The organism is Mesorhizobium sp. M7A.F.Ca.US.010.02.1.1 (genome assembly GCF_004023085.1).
Lineage (GTDB): Bacteria > Pseudomonadota > Alphaproteobacteria > Rhizobiales > Rhizobiaceae > Mesorhizobium.
The window spans coordinates 37,121-54,413 of the sequence record NZ_RZRV01000030.1 but is presented as its reverse complement, the minus strand read 5'-3'; the positions used below and the strand labels follow the sequence as shown (position 1 = coordinate 54,413).

Sequence of the window (17,293 nt, the reverse complement as noted above, 5' to 3'; positions counted from 1 at the left end):
TCAGCAACAATGTCGGGCGGATGACTAAGGCCGCAATCGCCTTTTGCGAAGTATAGAGCGAAACAAAGCTGCAGGGCGCCCTTCCAGGTGAAGGGAGGCCAAACTCTCACTGCTCGTGGCGCCCCTGTCGGACGCCTCAAGCCTTTGATTTCATGCACTCCTCGGTGGCATGTCCTTCAATCGGCAGGCGGCAACGCCAGGCGGGACGGCCTCTCATCCCGCCGTGGCGGCAAAAGTCGCGCCCTATCCCAGGCTCGAGCGCATAGTTTTTGAGCAACATTGCATTAAGCCGGGATCCGGATGACCACCTCGGCAACTTCGCCGTCCTTCAGTTCGACTGCCGAAACCTTGGTCTTTGTCCCATTCACCTCCAGCGACACGGCCTTGGCCTTATTGTCGCGGATGACGCGAACCCTGAGTTCCGCTCCCAGCATTTTGAGATTTGCCGAGTACCCATTCCAGTGGCTCGGCAGCTTCGGCTTGAACTGGACACGTTTGCCGCGCCGTTCGATGCCCAGAATGCCCTCGACCGCAGCCCTGTAGAGCCAGCCGGCAGAGCCGGTGTACCAGGTCCAGCCCCCACGGCCGCCCTTGCCGTTGCCGGCATTGTCGTCGCCGGCATAGATATCGGCCGCCACGACATAGGGCTCGACACGATAGTGCTCGGCCGTGGCCTCGTCGGTCGCATGGTTGACGGGGTTCAGCATCGAGAAACAGCGATAGGCCTCGTCGACCTGTCCCATCTCGGCAAGCGCGATGACGAACCATGTGGCGGCATGGGTGTACTGGCCGCCATTCTCGCGCACACCGGGCGGATAGCTCTTGATGTAACCCGGGTCCTTCTCCGTCTTCGAGAAGGGCGGCGTGAACAGCTTGACGATCTTCAGCTTGTCGTCGACGAGCAGCTTCGTTGCTTGCTCCATCGCGGTCGTCGACCGTGCCGGATCGCCCTCTCCCGAAAGCACGCTCCAGGACTGGGCGATCGAGTCGATCTTGCACTCCTGCGAGTTGCGAGACCCCAAAGGGGTGCCGTCGTCGAAACTGCCGCGCCGGTACCATTCGCCGTCCCATGCGGTGCTCTCAAGCGCCCGCTTCAGAACATCGGCATGCTTTGCCCAGGCCTGTGCTCGCTTGGCGTCGCCCTCGGCCTTGGCGACGGGGGCGAAGTCGCCCAGCGTCTTCAGCAGGAACCAGCCGAGCCAGACGCTCTCGCCCTTGCCCTGCTCGCCAACGCGATTCATGCCGTCGTTCCAGTCGCCGCCGAGGATCAGCGGCAGGCCCGCGGGGCTGCTGCGCTTGATGGCGAGATCGAGCGCACGCGCGCAATGGTCGTAGAGCGACGCTGTCTTCTTCGAGATTTCCGGGGTGAAGAAGGCATCGTGCTCGCCCTCGCCCAGCGGCTGTCCATCGATGAAGGCCAATTGCTCCTTCAGGATGGTGGCATCGCCGGTGACCAGCAAATAGCGCGCCGTGGCGTGGGCAAGCCAGACCACGTCGTCGGAGATCAACGTACGCACGCCAGCACCCGTGCGCGGCAGCCACCAGTGCTGCACGTCGCCTTCGGGGAACTGCCGCCGCGCCGCGTTGAGGATTTGGTCGCGCGCCAGTTGCGGGTCATGCGCCAGCAGCGCCAGCGTATCCTGCAACTGGTCGCGGAAGCCGAAGGCACCGCTGGCCTGATAGAAGGCGGAGCGGGCACGGATGCGGCAGGCCAGGCTCTGATAGGGCAGCCAGTGATTGACCATGGCGTCGAGCGCCTTGTCAGGCGTCTCGACCTGGATGGTGTCGAGAAAGCCGCGCCATTCGCGCTCATTGTCGGCCAGCCGCTGGTCGAAATCCTTGACCCGGTGCTCTTGCACCAGCGCGCTAGCCTCCTCGGCGGACTCGGCGTCGCCGAGCAGCCAGAGCAGCGTCACGTCGCCGCCAGCCGGAATCTCGACATCGCGGGCAATCGCCGCGCACGGATCGTCACCAGCCTCGACACGGCCAGACAGCGCCGCACCACTCAGCACCGCCTGGGGTAGCTCGCTGGAACCATGCCGGCCCAGGAACTCCGATCGGTCTGTTGTCACCGAATGGACGCCACCGTCGGCCGCGAGGAAAGCAACGCGCTCGCCGAAATCCAGCCCGTAGGGGTTTTGTGCCAGCAGCGCGCCGCTGGCGGCATCCCGCGACGGGACGATGGTTGCCGCCGTGCGCGACCGGTGCCCGCCGAGCACCCATTCGGCATAGGCATAGACACGCAGCCGCGCCGGCACCGAGCCGGAATTCTGGATGCGCAGCCGTGAGATCTTCAGCGGATCGACCGGATCGACGACATGGGTGAGATCCATCGACAATGGTCCGCGCTTCGAGCGGAAGGTCGAGAACCCCTGGCCGTGCCAGGCCTCGTAGGTCATCGTGGGATCGCGCACCATGGCGGCGAGCGGCGAGAACGCCTTGCCGCTCGCCTGATCGTAGATATAGAGCCCCTCGCCCGGCCGGTTCGAGACCGGATCGTTCGACCACGGCGTCAGCTGGTAGTCGCGGCTGTTCCGGCTCCAGGTGAAGGCGGCGCCCTCGGCCGAGGTGTGGAAGCCGAACGAGGCGTTGGAGACGACGTTGATCCACGGCTGCGGCGTCGTGCGCCGGCCGGCCAGGCGCACGACATAGTGCCGCCCGTCGCCGTCGAAACCGCCAAAGCCGTTCCACTGGCTGAGCCCGCTGCCATCGGCGCTGACATTTGCCACCGCCTGCGAGGCAGGAGCATGCGTCGTGGGTGTCGGCGACGGCAATTCACGCGGAATCGGCAATGCTGCCAGAGCGTCCCGCGCCTGCAGAGCCGCCGCCTCGGCGCGCTCGATCTGGTCGAAGATGGTGCCATTGCGCGTGTGCAGGACCACCCGGGCGACAGCGAGCAGCGTCTTGTAGGTGGTCTCGTCCATGAGGTCGCGGCGCACCGCGAAAATGTGCTGGCGCGGTCCGAGCTCCTTGCCGCGCAGGCGGCTGTTTTCGCACAGCGTCTCGACCGCCCGTTGCAGGTCCTGGACATAGGAGGACGCCTGCTCGTTGACGACGACGAAGTCGATCATCATGCCGCGGGTGCGCATATATTCCTGGAAACGCAGCGCCTGGGCAACGATTTCAAGATCGGCGACGTCGCCGATCCTGACCAGGAAGATCGGGAAATCGCCGGAAATGCTTGTCGGCCACAGGCTCGACTGCTTGCCCAGCCCCGTGGCGATGGATTCAGCGGGAAGACGCAGGAACGGATCCGGATAGATCAGGTAGCGCGCCAGCTTCTGCACATTGGCGGCATCGGTCAGGCTGAGGCCCATATGGCGGGTCTGCACCTGGCTGCGCGTCCAGGCAAGCATGGCCTGGCGGGCAAAGCTCTCCGGATGGTCGAGGCGGGCGATGGCTTCGTCCAGCTCGGTGCGGCCAGCGCCGACGACGGTCCAGAAGGTCAGCGATATCTTCTTGTTGGCCGGCACGCGCACCTGGCGGCGGAGCGACGCGACGGGATCGAGCGTAAAGCCTGAATGGCCGCCCAGCCTGGCGCCCGGGTCGAAAGCGGCTGCGTCGACGATGGTACGGCCACGGCCGATGAAGGCGCGCCTGTCGGTCTCGGCCTCGGCATCGCGCGCCGATCCGGACGGATCGGTGACGAAATGCACCATGGCGATATCGGGCTCGCTGGTCTCGCGCTTGCGCCGCGTGGCGAAGATCGCCGCGTTGTTCGCAGAGATTTCGGTTTCCACGAACATCTTCGAGAAGGCCGGATGCGCGTTGTCGGACGCCTCCAGGCCGAGCACCAGTTCGGCAAAGGAGGTCACTTCGATGTGACGGTCGGACGGACCGTCATTGTAGAGCGTGACCCGACGGCCCTCGCCATTGCCTTCCGAGATGACGATGCATTCGACCTCGGAGCGCAACGTGCCCACCGATTTGACGAAGCTCGCCTTGTCGTCGGAGAACAAGGTCTGCGCCTTTTCCTCGGCGGCGCGCTTCGGTTCGGCTGTAGCCGACCACCAGTCACCTGAGCCTGCGTCACGCAGGAAGATGTAGGAGCCGAGCCGGTCCTCGGTCGGATCCGGTTGCCAGCGTGTGACGGAGAGATCGCCCCAGCGGCTGTAGCCCGAGCCGGTCGCGGTGACCATCACCGAATAGCGGCCGTTCGACATGACGTTGGTCGACCGCAGCGACTGCAGCGGATTGAGCACGATGCGGGTGTCGGGGCTGTCGACTTCGGTCTCGTCCTTGGAGCGTTCGTCGGCCTCGGTCCTGACGGTCGCGGTCGGGATGTCGCGCGGCGCCCTCTCCTGCAGCAAGAGTTCGGCCGATTCGATGACCGGGTCGCTGTGAAAGCGGTCGCGCATGCGACCTTCGAAGATGGCGTCGGCAACCGCCGCGATCGACATGCCCGAATGGTGGGCCATGTAGTTCTGGACGACGACGTGATCCGTGCCTTCCGGCACGCGCTGCGGCGTGAAGTCGACGGCATCGTAGTAACCGTGGCGGCCGAGCGCCCCGATCTCCCGCAATCGGGCGAGATTCAGCACGGCTTCACGCGGGTTGAACTGGGCCGCGAGTATGGTGGCGTAAGGCGCGATCACCGTGTTCTGGCCAAGGCCGCGCTTCAGCCCGAGACCTGGAACGCCGAAATTTGTGTATTGGTAGGTCAGTTCGCGGTCGCGCGCATTGTAGGCGGCCTCCGAAATGCCCCACGGCACGTTCTTCTGGCGGCCGTACTGGATCTGGCGCTTGATGATCAGCTTGCTGGTCTGGTTGAGGATCGAGCCCTGCGGCTCCTTCATCACCAGCGGCGGCATCAGGTATTCGAACATCGAGCCGGACCAGGACATCAGGGCGCCCTGGAAACCGATTTCGACGATCGGCCGGCCAAGCCGGAACCAGTGCTCGGTCGGCAGGTCGCCCTTGGCGATGGCGAACAGGCTGGTCAGCCGCGCTTCGGAAGCCAGAAGGTCGTAGCAGCTTTCGTCGAGCTGGTGCTCCTCGACCCGGTAACCGATCGACAACAGCTTGCGCTCCGGCCGCATCAGGAAGGAGAAATCCATCTCGAAGGCGTAGCGGCGCGTGCGCTCGCGCAAGGTGAGCAGCTTGGCACGCAGCGCCTCGACGGCATTGTCGTCGCTGTGCGCGTCATGGACGTGCGCTTCGCAGGTGGCTTCCAGCCTTGCCGCCCAGTCGACGATGACGTCGCTCTGGGGCGACACGGCCTCGGTATGGATGGCGGTGGCCAATTTGCGGATCTCGCCGGCCAGCACAGCCAGGTTGATGGTGCGGATCGACGCCATTTCGGGCTGCGCCTTGATGGTGTCGACAGCGCGCCGCATGCCGTCGAGACGGTCCGCGAGACGCTGGCGCAGCGGGCGCAACTGACGGCGGTCGTCGGGCAAATCATCGAGGCTTTCGCTGAGGATGGTGACCGTGTCGAGAATGCCTTCGAAATCGCCCTGGAGATGGACGGAGGGCGCTTCGGCCCATTCGGCGCAGGCCGCCGCCACCGCCACCAGATGGCCAGCGAGATTGCCGCTGTCGACAGCCGAGATGTAAAGCGGATAGAGCGGCTTCAGTGTCGTCGTGTCGTACCAGTTGAAGAGGTGACCGCGCTCACGCGGCATGCCCTCGATCGTCGCCATGGTGGCGTCGATGCGGGTGATGGCGTCGGACAGGCTGATCCAGCCGAAGTCGCGGGCGGAGACGACGGACAGCAGGTAGACGCCGATATTGGTCGGCGAGGTGCGTGGCGCCACCACCGGCGCCGGGCTTTCCTGGAAATTATCGGGCGGCAGATGGTGGTGTTCTGCCGTCACGAAGCTTTCGAAATAGTGCCACGTGCGCCGCGCCACCGTGCGCAGCGTGTGGATGTCGGCCTGCGATATGCGCAGCCGATCCTCGGTTTCAGCCGAACGGCTGATCCAGCTGGCGATGGCCGGCGAGCCAATCCAGAACAGGGCGAAGAAGAAGGCCACGAAGGCGCCGGTCGAATCGGCCAGCACCGGAATGGCAAGGCCGACGAAGCCGATGATCACGGCGCCATACATCATGCCGTAATAGGAACCGACATCGTTGTCGCCCGCCTTGTGCGCCTGCGAGGCGGTGCGCCATTCCAAAAGGTTCTGGCGGCTGACGAACAGCCGGTAGAGCGTGCGCACGATGGCATCGCCCATCATCCAGGCGTTGTGCGCCATCAGCACGATCTTCAGCGCCACCATGGCGGTGCCGAAGGCGACGTCGCGTGCCAAGGCCGAGAAATGACCGCGCGGCGTCTGGTCGCCGCTCTTGGGCAGGATGGCGTTGACGATGTCGAATGTCGGCGCCATGAACAGGCTGAGGATCAGCAGGGCCTGCCATTGCGCGGCCTGCGTGAAGGGCAGCAGCGTCCAGCCGGCGATCGCCGCCATCACCCAGAAGATCGGCGTCAGCGAGCGGCGCAGATTGTCGATCATCTTCCAGCGCGACAGCGCCGGCACGCCGGAGCGCGGATCGAGCATGAAGCCGAGCAGCTGCCAGTCGCCGCGCGCCCAGCGATGGTGGCGCGAGGCGTCGACCGAGTATCGGGTCGGATAGTCCTCGACCAGTTCGACGTCGGTGACCAGCGCCGCGCGCGCCAGCGCGCCTTCCAGCAGATCGTGGCTGAGGATGGTGTTTTCCTCGATGCGGCCCTGCAGCGCGGCCTCGAAGGCGTCGACATGATAGAGGCCCTTGCCGGTGAAGGACCCGTCGCCGAAGACGTCCTGATAGAGATCGGACACGGCAAAGACATAAGGGTCGAGGCCGCGATTTGCCGAAAACACCCGCTGGAAGAACGACGCATCGTCGCCTGATGTCAGCGACGCGGTGATGCGCGGCTGCAGGATCGCGTAGCCGGCGGTGACGACGCGCTTGCTGGCATCGAAATGCGGCCGGTTGAGCGGGTGGCAGAGCTTGCCCACGAGGGTGGCGACCGCGTCACGGGTGGTGCGCGTGTCGGCATCGAGCGTCATCACATGGACGACGTTCTCCGGCAGCGGCACGTCGAGCGGCAGGAACGTGGTGTCGCTGTCGCCGCGCAGCAGAAGATCGAGCTCGTGCAGCTTGCCGCGCTTGCGCTCCCAGCCCATCCAGGCTCCTTGCGCCGCGTTGAAGAGCCGGCGCCGGTGCAGGATGTAGAAACGCGGCGCGCCTTCGGAGGGATAGCGGGCGTTGAGACGAGCGATCTCGGCACGGGCGAATTCGAGGATTTCGGTGTCCGCCGCATCGATCTCGGTCTTCGAGTCTGGCCAGTCCGACAGCAGCGCGAAATGGATTTCATCGGCCGTGTTGGCGAGATGATGCACCTCGATGTTGCGGATGTTTTCCTCGACATCGTCGCGCGAGCCGATCAGCGACGGCACCACCACCAACGTGCGCGCCTCGGGCGGCACGCCGTGTCGGTAATCGTAGCCGACGAGGCGCGTCGGTTTCAGGAACAGCGATACGACCGTGTTGAAGAAGGCGAGCGCGCCCTCGCTGGCCGGCACGGCAAAAAGCGCCAGCATGAGGACGATCGAGGGCACCGACAGGCCAAGATTGGCAAGCGCGTTGCCGGACAGAACGAGAAGCAGCGCCGTCAGCGCAAACACGGGCACGACGATGCCGAGCCAGCCGGTCTTGCGGAAGGCACGCTTGACTGTCTGGCTGATGGTGGGCCGATAGCCGATCGCCTTCTCCAGCTCCAGCCGGCGTGGGCCGACGAGAAAGAAGCCGACATCGGTGTGGGCGGACCCGGTTAAAACGACGTCGCCGTCACCATCGCTGGCAGCGTGGCCGGCCAACTCGATGGCCTTCTCGGCAACGCGATATTCCGAAAGGTTCGAGCGGCGCGCCAATTCCTCGATCGCGGTCCGGTACTGATCGCGCGAGAAGAAGTCGAGCGCGGCGAAATCGGTGCGCTCGCGCAGCACGGTGTCGATGCGGCTGACGCCTTCGAACCACACCGTCCAGTCGACGTCGTTGATGAGGCGCAGGCCGCGGATGATGTTGCCCGTCGTCACATTGCCGCTGGACAGCGTGTGATGTTCGGAAATGATGATTTCCTCGGCATCGGAGCCGGTCTTTTCGAGCTCGCCTTCCAGCCATTCCAGAGCCTTGCCGGCATTCTGCGATCCATCGCGCAAGCGATAGAGCAGCTGGGTGGCGAAGGTGGTGTCCTGCGCGTGGGCGCTGAAGTTGGACAGGATCGACTGCCGGTCGGCGCTGTCGTCGGTGGCCAGGACCTTGTCGGCCACATCGTTGGCGATCTGGCGCATCTGGCGGGTGCGATTGACCCTGACGGCCAGCCGGCGGAGATTTTCGATCAGGACGAAGCGCAACAGCGAAGGCAGCGCCCAGAGTTCGCCGATCTTCAGCGGCTCGACCGACTGGAAACCCTGGACGATGGACTTGAACATCGTCGCCGAAACGGAACTGTCCGAATGCGCCACATAGGTCCAGGCCAGCGCCAGCGCGCGCGGCACTGTGCCGTTGTCAGGCAGTTTCAGCGTCGGCAACTGACGATAGAACCGGCGCGGCAGGTCGCGCTTGACCTGGAAAATGGTCTCTTCGACCAGGTAATTGTTGTCGAGCAGCCATTGTGCCGCCGGCGTGATCGTCTCGCCCCTCGCCTGCGCAGCATTGGTCGACCGGTAAACTTCCAAAATCTTCTTGGCGCTGTCCCGGATACGGGCCTGAAAATCAAAGGGCGTCAGGCCGAACAGGTCCGTGAGGTCGCCTTTTGCCAGGCTTTCGCCAAGCAGCCGAAGGCGCTCTTCGGGCAGGTAATTGGAACGGATCGGCTCTTCGGTAATGGCCGGGAAGCTTGCGCTTGTCTTCTCGATTTGGGCAGGATTCGTCTGAATATTCATTGAAAATTCCGTAAGCGGGCACTGAGCGGCGTCACCGCCACGGCAATGGCCCTAAAACCGGTTCAAATGCAATTGGTTGCATAAACCCACTTGCCGAAAGTTTGTTTCCGCACCGCGACACGGCGTCATCTCTCAGCAAGACTCAAAGACAAGCACCCTACTTCCCGCCAAGCCAGATCGGCGGAGAGGATTCAGGCTTTTTCGTGATGCCGCCAGCAGCTTACGCTATATTTCGCCGGTACCGCGATCATGTTTGGAAACAAGCGTTAATCGTTGCCGGCGACGGCGCAGATCCGGATCACGAACAGCGTTGCCTCATGGGCGGGCTGGACAAGCAGGCCGGTGCTGACCGGACCGGACCGCAGCGTGTCGAGCGGCCCGAGGCGAACCGGTTCAGCGGCGGGCACGCTGACGTCGCCGTTCAAGCACAGGATCAGCGTTGTGCCGGCTTCAGTCCGGATTTCCACGGGGGCCGAAATCACCAGGCGTTCGACCGAATGTGTCATCCGGCTTCGGCGGGTCATGACATTGAGATCGGTGATCGGTCCGCCGATCAGCGCGGCCGCGGTCTGCACGTCGGCAGGGAAAGAAAACAGGGCAGTCGTCCTGTTTATGGATGTCGGCGGGTGGCCGGCAATCTCGAGGACGATGCCCTCGCCTTCGAGCACGGCAAGGGTGCGATCGATCCCGGCAAATTGCGAGAAAGGAGCGCTCAATTCGACGCGCGCCATCGACACGCGCCAGTCGAAATCGTCGAGCCCGGCACCCCCAGGCGAAACGGCGATTTCCGTCGTCACGCCGCCGCCGTTCTTCCACGGCATCGACCGGTATTCGGCTGCCCGCAGGATGCGCATCGGCTCAACCAATCAGCCGAGAATGCCGGGCAAATTGAGCTGGTGCTCCTTGGCGCATTCGACGGCGATCTCGTAGCCGGCATCGGCGTGGCGCATGACACCGGTCGCCGGGTCGTTCCACAACACCCGCTCCAGGCGCCTGGCGGCTTCGCGCGTGCCGTCGGCGACGATGACCATGCCGGCGTGCTGCGAGAAACCCATGCCGACGCCGCCGCCATGGTGCAGCGACACCCAGGTGGCGCCGGACGCCGTGTTGAGCAATGCGTTTAGCAGCGGCCAGTCGGATACCGCGTCCGAGCCGTCCTTCATCGATTCCGTTTCGCGGTTCGGCGAAGCGACCGAGCCGGAATCGAGGTGATCGCGACCGATGACGACAGGCGCCTTCAACTCGCCCTTGGCCACCATTTCGTTGAAGGCGAGCCCGAGCCGATGCCGGTCGCCAAGGCCGACCCAGCAGATGCGCGCCGGCAACCCTTGAAAGGCAATGCGCTCGCGCGCCATGTCGAGCCAGTTGTGCAGATGGGTGTTGCCGGGCGTCAGTTCGCGCACCTTGGCGTCGGTCTTGTAGATATCCTCCGGATCGCCCGACAGAGCTGCCCAGCGGAAGGGGCCGATGCCGCGGCAGAACAGCGGACGGATATAGGCGGGCACGAAGCCGGGGAAGGCGAAAGCGTTCTCGAACCCCTCCTCCTTGGCCACCTGGCGGATGTTGTTGCCATAGTCGAGCGTCGGCACGCCGGCGTTCCAGAACGCCACCATCGCCTCGACATGTTCGCGCATGGAGGCGCGGGCTGCCTTCTCGACTTCCTTGGGGTCGCTGACGCGCTTCTCGCGCCACTCGGCCATCGTCCAGCCCTTCGGCAGGTAGCCATTGATGGGATCATGTGCCGAGGTCTGGTCGGTGACCATATCGGGGCGAATGCCACGCCTGAACATCTCCGGCACGATGTCGGCCGTATTGCCAAGCAGGCCGACCGACTTCGCCTCCCCGGCCTTGGTCCAGCGTTCGATCTTTTCCAGCGCCTCGTCGAGCGTGTCGGCGCGCTCGTCGACGTAGCGGGTGCGCAGGCGAAAATCGATCGAGTCCGGATTGCATTCGATGGCGAGACAACAGGCGCCGGCCATGACGGCGGCGAGCGGCTGGGCGCCACCCATGCCGCCGAGACCGCCGGTCAGGATCCATTTGCCCCGGAGATTGCCGCCATAGTGCTGGCGGCCGGCCTCGACGAAGGTCTCGTAGGTGCCCTGCACGATGCCTTGCGTGCCGATGTAGATCCACGAGCCGGCCGTCATCTGGCCGTACATCATCAAGCCCTTCTTATCGAGCTCGTTGAATTTTTCCCAATTCGCCCAGTGCGGCACCAGATTTGAGTTTGCGATCAGCACACGCGGCGCGTCCGGGTGGGTGCGGAAGACGCCGACCGGCTTGCCTGACTGCACCAGCAAAGTCTCGTCATCGGCCAGCGTCCTCAATGAGGCGACGATGCGGTCAAAGTCGTTCCAGGTGCGCGCCGCCCGGCCGATGCCGCCATAGACGACCAGCTCGTTGGGATTTTCTGCAACGTCCGGATCGAGATTGTTCATCAGCATGCGCAGCGGCGCTTCCGTCAGCCAGGAGCGCGCGCTGATTTCGGTGCCGCGCGGGCTGCGGACTTCGCGGATGTTGTGGCGAGGATTGTTCATGGCGTCACTCCATAAAAGGACCTAATGTCAGACACGCGCCCAGGATGTCGCGGTCTCGAGGATTTTCCGCAGCGTGGCGCGGATCGGTGCGGCAAACTCGGCATCGTAAGGCACTGGCCAGTTGTCCGGCGTACCCTTGCCATCGGGCTCGTGCATATAGCCGCGATTGGAAAGTTCCATCTGCAGCGCATGCACGCCTTGTTGCGGCTGGCCGAAATGGCGTGTAATCCAGCCGCCTTTGAAGCGGCCGTTGATGACAGAGGTTTCACCGGTTTCGGCCATGATCTGGCCGACCATCGCCTGCAGCGTCGGATCGGCGCTCCTGCCGTCATTGGTGCCGAGGTTGAAAACCGGCAGCGTGCCTTCAAACAGGCGCGGCAGCACTGAACGGATCGAGTGGCAGTCATAGAGGACGATCTTTTCGTGCAGGCCGCGCAACCGGTCGATTTCGGACTGCAGGGCGGCATGGTAGGGCACGAAGAATTTCTCGCGACGCTCGTCGATCTCCGACGGCCCCGGTTCTTCGCCCTCGCGATAGAGCGGATCGCCATCGAAAGTCTCGGTCGGGCAAAGGCCGGTCGTCGCCTGGCCGGGGTAAAGCGAGGCGCCGGAGGGATCGCGGTTGACGTCGATGACGGTGCGCGAGATCGCGGTGTGCACCACCGTCGCCCCGAGGCCGGCGGCAAAGTCATAGAGATTGTCGATCCACCAATCGCAATCGCGGCGGCCGAGCCAGGGCGAGACCAGCCGATTCTCAAGGCCGGCCAGGTCGATGCCGGTGTGCGGTAGCGACACCAGCAACGGGGCTGTGCCGGGCGTGACCGTCAGCCAGGGCGCGCTTGCCATCACATCGCTCCGGAAATCGACGGCAGAGCCACGCCGCCGGCGGCCTCGATGGCCGCACCGCTGCGCACCATGGCGATGGCTTTTTCCATATCGGGGTGGAAATGGCGGTCATTGTCGAGATGTGGCACTTCGGCCCGGACCAGCTTGCGCACTGCCTCAAGGGCATCGCTCGACGCCAGCGGCGCATGGAAGTCGCAGCCTTGCGCGGCGGCCAGCAATTCGATGCCAACCACCGCCGTTGCATTCTCGACCATGCCGATCAGCCGGCGCGCACCGTGCGCGGCCATCGAAACATGGTCTTCCTGGTTGGCCGATGTGGGAATCGAATCGACGCTGGCCGGATAGGCTTTCTGCTTGTTTTCCGAGACGAGAGCCGCCGCCGTCACCTGCGGGATCATGAAGCCGGAGTTCAGACCGGGCTTCGGCGTCAGGAAGGCCGGCATGCCCGAAAGTGCCGGATCGACAAGCATGGCAATGCGGCGTTCCGACAGCGAGCCGATCTCGCAGACCGCGAGCGCGATCATGTCGGCGGCGAAGGCCACCGGTTCGGCGTGAAAATTGCCGCCGGAAAGCGCGGTGTCATCCTCGGCGAAGATCAGCGGATTGTCGGTGACGCCATTGGCTTCGGTGCCCAGCGTGTCGGCCGCCTGGCGCAGCACGGTGAGTGCGGCGCCCATGACCTGCGGCTGGCAGCGCAGGCAATAGGGATCCTGCACGCGTTCGTCGCCAACCCGATGCGATTCACGGATGGCGCTGCCGGCCATCAGATTGCGCAGGGCGTCGGCCGTCTCGATCTGGCCGGGATGCTTTCTCAGCACATGGATGCGCGGATCGAAGGGGGCGTCAGAACCTTTTGCCGCGTCGGTCGATAGGGCACCAGCGACCAGCGCCGATTGATAGAGCACTTCGGCCTCGAACAAGGCGGCCAGCGCATAGGCGGTCGAAAACTGGGTGCCGTTGAGCAGCGCCAGGCCTTCCTTGGCGCCCAGTGTCACCGGCTCCAGTCCATGTGAGACGAAGGCGACCTTGGCCGGGAAACGGCCATGCGGGGTAAAACATTCGCCGACGCCGATCATCACCGCGGTCATGTGCGACAGCGGGGCAAGGTCCCCGGAGGCGCCGACCGAACCCTGCGCCGGCACCACCGGGATGACGTCGTTGGCCAGCATTGCTTCCAGCAATTCGATGGTTTGCGGCCTCACGCCGGACGCGCCCTGCGCCAGGCTGGCGAGCTTCAGCGCCATCATCAGCCTGCAGACAGCAACCGGCATCGGCTCGCCGACGCCGGCGGCGTGCGACAGAACGATGTTGCGCTGCAAGGTCTCAAGATCCTCGGCCGGGATGCGGACGCTGGCCAGTTTGCCGAAACCGGTGTTGATGCCATAGACCGGTTCGCCCTTGGCGACGATCCTGGCGACGGCCTCGGCGCTCGCCTTGATCTTTGGCCGGCAGGCATTGTCCAGCTTGGGCACGGCGCCACGATAGATGGCGTGCCAGTCGGCCAGCGTCGCATTGCCGGGCTTCAGGGTCAGTTCGGTCATTGTCCTCTCCAGATGCGGGCATGCAGCGGGTTGAAGCCCATGCGGTAGACGAGTTCGGCGGGGCGCTCGATGTCCCAGATCGCCAGGTCGGCGGATTTTCCGGCTTCCAGCGTGCCGATTTCTCCCAGCAAACCAAGCGCGCGGGCCGCCTCGCGGGTGACGCCGGCAAGGCATTCATCGACGGTCAGGCCGAACAGGGTCGCGGCCATGTTCATGGTCAGAAGCAGCGAGGTCAGCGGCGAGGTGCCGGGGTTGTTATCGGTGGCGACAGCCATCTTGACGCCGTGCTGGCGAAACAGGCCGATCGGCGGCTTCTTGGTTTCGCGAATGAAATAATAGGCGCCGGGCAGGATCGTCGCCACGGTTCCGGCCTTGGCCATCGCCGCCGCACCTGCCTCATCGGTATATTCGAGATGATCGGCCGACAGCGCACCATAGCGGGCGGCGAGTTCGGCGCCATGCAGGTTGGACAGTTGGTCGGCATGGAGCTTGACCGGCAGGCCGGCCGCCTTGGCCGCATCGAAGACGCGCGCCATCTGTTCCGGCGAAAAGGCGATGCCCTCGCAAAAACCGTCGACGGCATCGGCCAGTCCCTCGGCGGCAACCGACGGAAGAATCTCATTGGCGACCAGATCGATAAAAGCGTCCTTGTCGCCCTTGGCTTCCGGCGGCAGCGCGTGAGCGCCGAGGAAGGTCGTGCGGATCGTCACCGGCCGTTGCTCGCCCAGTTGGCGGGCGGCACGCAGCGACTTCTTCTCGTTTTCGAGGTCGAGGCCGTAGCCCGACTTTACTTCCACTGACGTTACGCCCTCGGCGATCAGCGCATCGAGGCGCGGCAGCGATTGAGTGACCAGTTCGTCTTCGCTGGCGGCGCGCAAGGATTTGACCGACGAAACAATGCCGCCGCCGGCCCGGGCGACCTCTTCATAAGTGGCGCCGGCCAGCCGCATCTCGAATTCGTTGGCGCGGTTGCCGGCATGGACCAGATGGGTGTGGCAGTCGATCAGGCCAGGCGTGATCCAGCGGCCCTCGCAATCGACCGTCTCGGCGCCCTGGGCAAGTGTTGAGGGCAGCTCCGACTCGGGGCCGGCATAGACAATGCGGCCGTCACGCGCAGCGACCGCGCCATGTTCGACGACGCCAAGTCCCGCAGACCCGTCGGCCATGGTCGCGAGCCGCGCATTGCGCCACAGACGAAGATCCCCTGCCCGGCTTTTGCTCTGTCCAGCCATCATCTTTTCCGTTTCAATCGATGACGATTATGTATATACATATTGAAACGCACTGCAAGTGCCATCATCGCATGAGAGACAGAGAACCGGAGAGAAAAGTGACTGATATCTTTGCGGAGCAGGCACTCCTTCCCAATGGCTGGCACAACGATGTGCGGATCACCTTTGCCAATGGACGCATCATAACCGTCGCAGCCGGAGCTACCGCGCTGGCCGACGACGAACGCCACGCGATCCTGTTGCCCGGCATGCCCAATTTGCACAGCCACGCCTTCCAGCGCGGCATGGCCGGCCTTGCCGAGCTTCGCGGCCCCTCCGCCGACAGTTTCTGGAGCTGGCGAGAGGTGATGTACCGCTTCGCCCTGTCGATGACGCCCAATCAGGTCGAGGCGGTTGCAGCGCAGCTCTATGTCGAGATGCTGGAGGCCGGTTTTTCCCGCGTCGGCGAATTTCACTATCTGCATCACGACCGCGATGGAAAACCCTATGCCAACCTCGCCGAGATGGCCGAACGCATTGCGGCCGCTGCCGGCGAGACGGGCATCGGCCTGACGCTGTTGCCGGTGTTTTATGCGCACTCGTCTTTCGGCGGTGCCGTGCCAAACGAAGGCCAGCGGCGATTCATCAACGATGTGAATCGCTTCTCGCGGCTTGTTGAGAAATGCCGCGAATCGGTTCGTGCACTGAATCAGGCTGTCGTCGGCGTCGCTCCGCACAGTTTGCGCGCCGCGACGCCGGAAGAACTGATTGAGGTGACTGCCATAGCACCGGATGGGCCTATCCACATCCACATTGCCGAGCAGGTGAAAGAGGTCGAGGATTGCCTTGCCTGGTCGGGCGCGCGGCCGGTCGAATTTCTGCTTGGGCATGCCAAGGTCGACAAGCGCTGGTGCCTGATCCACGCCACGCACATGACCGATGCTGAAACCGTTGCCATGGCCAGGAGTGGCGCCATCGCCGGCCTTTGCCCGATCACCGAGGCCAATCTCGGTGACGGCACTTTTGCCGCGCCACTGTTCAGGGAACATGGCGGCCGCTATGGCGTCGGCTCCGATTCCAACGTGCTCATCGGCCTCCCCGACGAGTTGCGCCAGCTCGAATATTCGCAGCGCCTCGCCCACCGCGCCCGCAATGTACTGGCGGTCGCCGGCGGCTCGACCGGCCGCGCACTGTTCGACGCTGCACTCGACGGTGGCAGCGTCGCGCTTGGCGCCGGTGCTTCCGCGATCGCCGCCGGCGCCTCGGCCGATCTCGTCTCGCTCGATCCCAAAAATCCCTCGCTGGCCGGCAAGACCGGCGACGCAATTCTCGACGCCTGGATCTTCGCCAATGGCAGCAAGGTCGACTGCGTCTGGGTGCATGGGCTCAAACAGGTCAGCGGCGGCAGGCATGCGAAGCGAGAGGCCATCGCCGGGCGGTTTCGCAGCGTGATGAGGGCGCTTTCGGCATGAGCATGGCCGGCACAGTGGAAGCGGAAGGCGGCGGCTCGCTGCACCAGCGCATCCTCTCCGACATCAGCGAAAAAATCCTGTCCGGTGCCTGGGCGCCCGGCCATCGCATCCCGTTCGAGCACGAATTGAGCACGCAATACAATTGCTCGCGCATGACGGTGAACAAGGCGCTGTCGCAGCTTGCCAAGGCCGGGCTGATCGAGCGGCGCCGCCGCTCAGGCAGCTTTGTGCGCCGGCCGCAGTCGCAAGCGGCGGTGCTGGAAATCCACGATATCCGCATCGAGGTCGAAGCGCTCGGTCTGCCCTATCGCTACGAGCGCGTGATGCGACACAAAAGGCGCAGCAGCGCCGGGGACCGCGCCTCGCTGGAATTGGGCTTGGCCGGACCGGTTCTGGCGCTGGAATGCGGGCATTTCGCCGGCGAGCGGCCGTTCGCGCATGAGCAGCGGCTGATCAACCTCACCGCCGTGCCTGAAGCAGCCGATGAGGAATTCCTGGCCATAGCGCCAGGGCCATGGCTGATCGGCCGCGTGCCGTGGAGCGAAGCCGAGCACCGGATTCGCGCTGTCGCCGCCGACAGGCATATAGCGGCCGCACTCGACATCGAAGCCGGCGCGCCATGCCTGGTTGTAGAGCGACGGACATGGAGCGCCGAACATCCGGTCACCCATGTGCGCTTTACCTACGCGGCCGAGAGCCACACGCTGGTGGCAAGGTTCAGGCCCTCGCAGGGGTGAGGCGTGTCCAGCCGCAGGCTGGCGAAAAGCCAACGATTTGGCTTTTCGAACGCCGAACGCCCGGAGCCATAGCGGAGGGCAG

The 17,293-nt window shown here is 64.5% G+C and carries 8 protein-coding genes; 2 read left to right on the top strand and 6 right to left on the bottom strand.

Annotated elements, in window-relative coordinates:
• Positions 1-284: 284 nt before the first annotated feature.
• The 6 genes from EOA19_RS24925 to hutI all read right to left on the bottom strand — a co-directional run bounded on the left by EOA19_RS24925 (position 285) and on the right by hutI (position 15,023).
• Entirely contained in the window at positions 285-8,867 is an 8,583-nt protein-coding gene (locus tag EOA19_RS24925) for a glucoamylase family protein (protein WP_128305094.1), read from the bottom strand.
• A gap of 266 nt (positions 8,868-9,133) precedes the next feature.
• Entirely contained in the window at positions 9,134-9,721 is a 588-nt protein-coding gene (locus EOA19_RS24920; protein ID WP_128305093.1) for a HutD family protein, read from the bottom strand.
• A 12-nt stretch (positions 9,722-9,733) separates the two neighbouring features.
• Positions 9,734-11,404 (bottom strand): urocanate hydratase, encoded by a 1,671-nt coding sequence (hutU, locus tag EOA19_RS24915; protein ID WP_128305092.1) that lies wholly within the window; start codon positions 11,402-11,404, stop codon positions 9,734-9,736.
• Between the two features lie 27 nt (positions 11,405-11,431).
• Entirely contained in the window at positions 11,432-12,250 is an 819-nt protein-coding gene (hutG, locus tag EOA19_RS24910; protein ID WP_128305091.1) for an N-formylglutamate deformylase, read from the bottom strand.
• Positions 12,250-13,791, bottom strand: a complete 1,542-nt coding sequence (hutH, locus tag EOA19_RS24905; RefSeq protein WP_128305090.1) for a histidine ammonia-lyase — start codon at positions 13,789-13,791, stop codon at positions 12,250-12,252. The genes hutG and hutH overlap by 1 nt, the downstream gene beginning before the upstream one ends.
• Positions 13,788-15,023 (bottom strand): imidazolonepropionase, encoded by a 1,236-nt coding sequence (hutI, locus tag EOA19_RS24900; protein WP_128305089.1) that lies wholly within the window; start codon positions 15,021-15,023, stop codon positions 13,788-13,790. The genes hutH and hutI overlap by 4 nt, the downstream gene beginning before the upstream one ends.
• Positions 15,024-15,121: 98 nt before the next feature.
• Between hutI and EOA19_RS24895 the strand changes: the two genes are divergently transcribed.
• Together EOA19_RS24895 and hutC are read left to right on the top strand one after the other, a co-directional pair.
• Positions 15,122-16,474, top strand: coding sequence for a formimidoylglutamate deiminase (locus EOA19_RS24895; RefSeq protein WP_128305088.1), 1,353 nt, complete (start codon positions 15,122-15,124; stop codon positions 16,472-16,474).
• Positions 16,471-17,211 (top strand): histidine utilization repressor, encoded by a 741-nt coding sequence (gene hutC / locus EOA19_RS24890; protein WP_128305087.1) that lies wholly within the window; start codon positions 16,471-16,473, stop codon positions 17,209-17,211. Before EOA19_RS24895 ends, hutC begins: the two co-directional genes overlap by 4 nt.
• Positions 17,212-17,293 lie beyond the last annotated feature (82 nt).

What these genes read in the sequence shown, in the direction of transcription:
- hutG (WP_128305091.1), bottom strand. Translation starts at nt 12,250, where the DNA reads ATGGCAAGCGCGCCCTGGCTGACGGTCACGCCCGGCACAGCCCCGTTG.
- EOA19_RS24925 (WP_128305094.1), bottom strand. Translation starts at nt 8,867, where the DNA reads ATGAATATTCAGACGAATCCTGCCCAAATCGAGAAGACAAGCGCAAGC.
- hutC (WP_128305087.1), top strand. Translation starts at nt 16,471, where the DNA reads ATGAGCATGGCCGGCACAGTGGAAGCGGAAGGCGGCGGCTCGCTGCAC.
- hutI (WP_128305089.1), bottom strand. Translation starts at nt 15,023, where the DNA reads ATGGCTGGACAGAGCAAAAGCCGGGCAGGGGATCTTCGTCTGTGGCGC.
- hutH (WP_128305090.1), bottom strand. Translation starts at nt 13,791, where the DNA reads ATGACCGAACTGACCCTGAAGCCCGGCAATGCGACGCTGGCCGACTGG.
- EOA19_RS24920 (WP_128305093.1), bottom strand. Translation starts at nt 9,721, where the DNA reads ATGCGCATCCTGCGGGCAGCCGAATACCGGTCGATGCCGTGGAAGAAC.
- hutU (WP_128305092.1), bottom strand. Translation starts at nt 11,404, where the DNA reads ATGAACAATCCTCGCCACAACATCCGCGAAGTCCGCAGCCCGCGCGGC.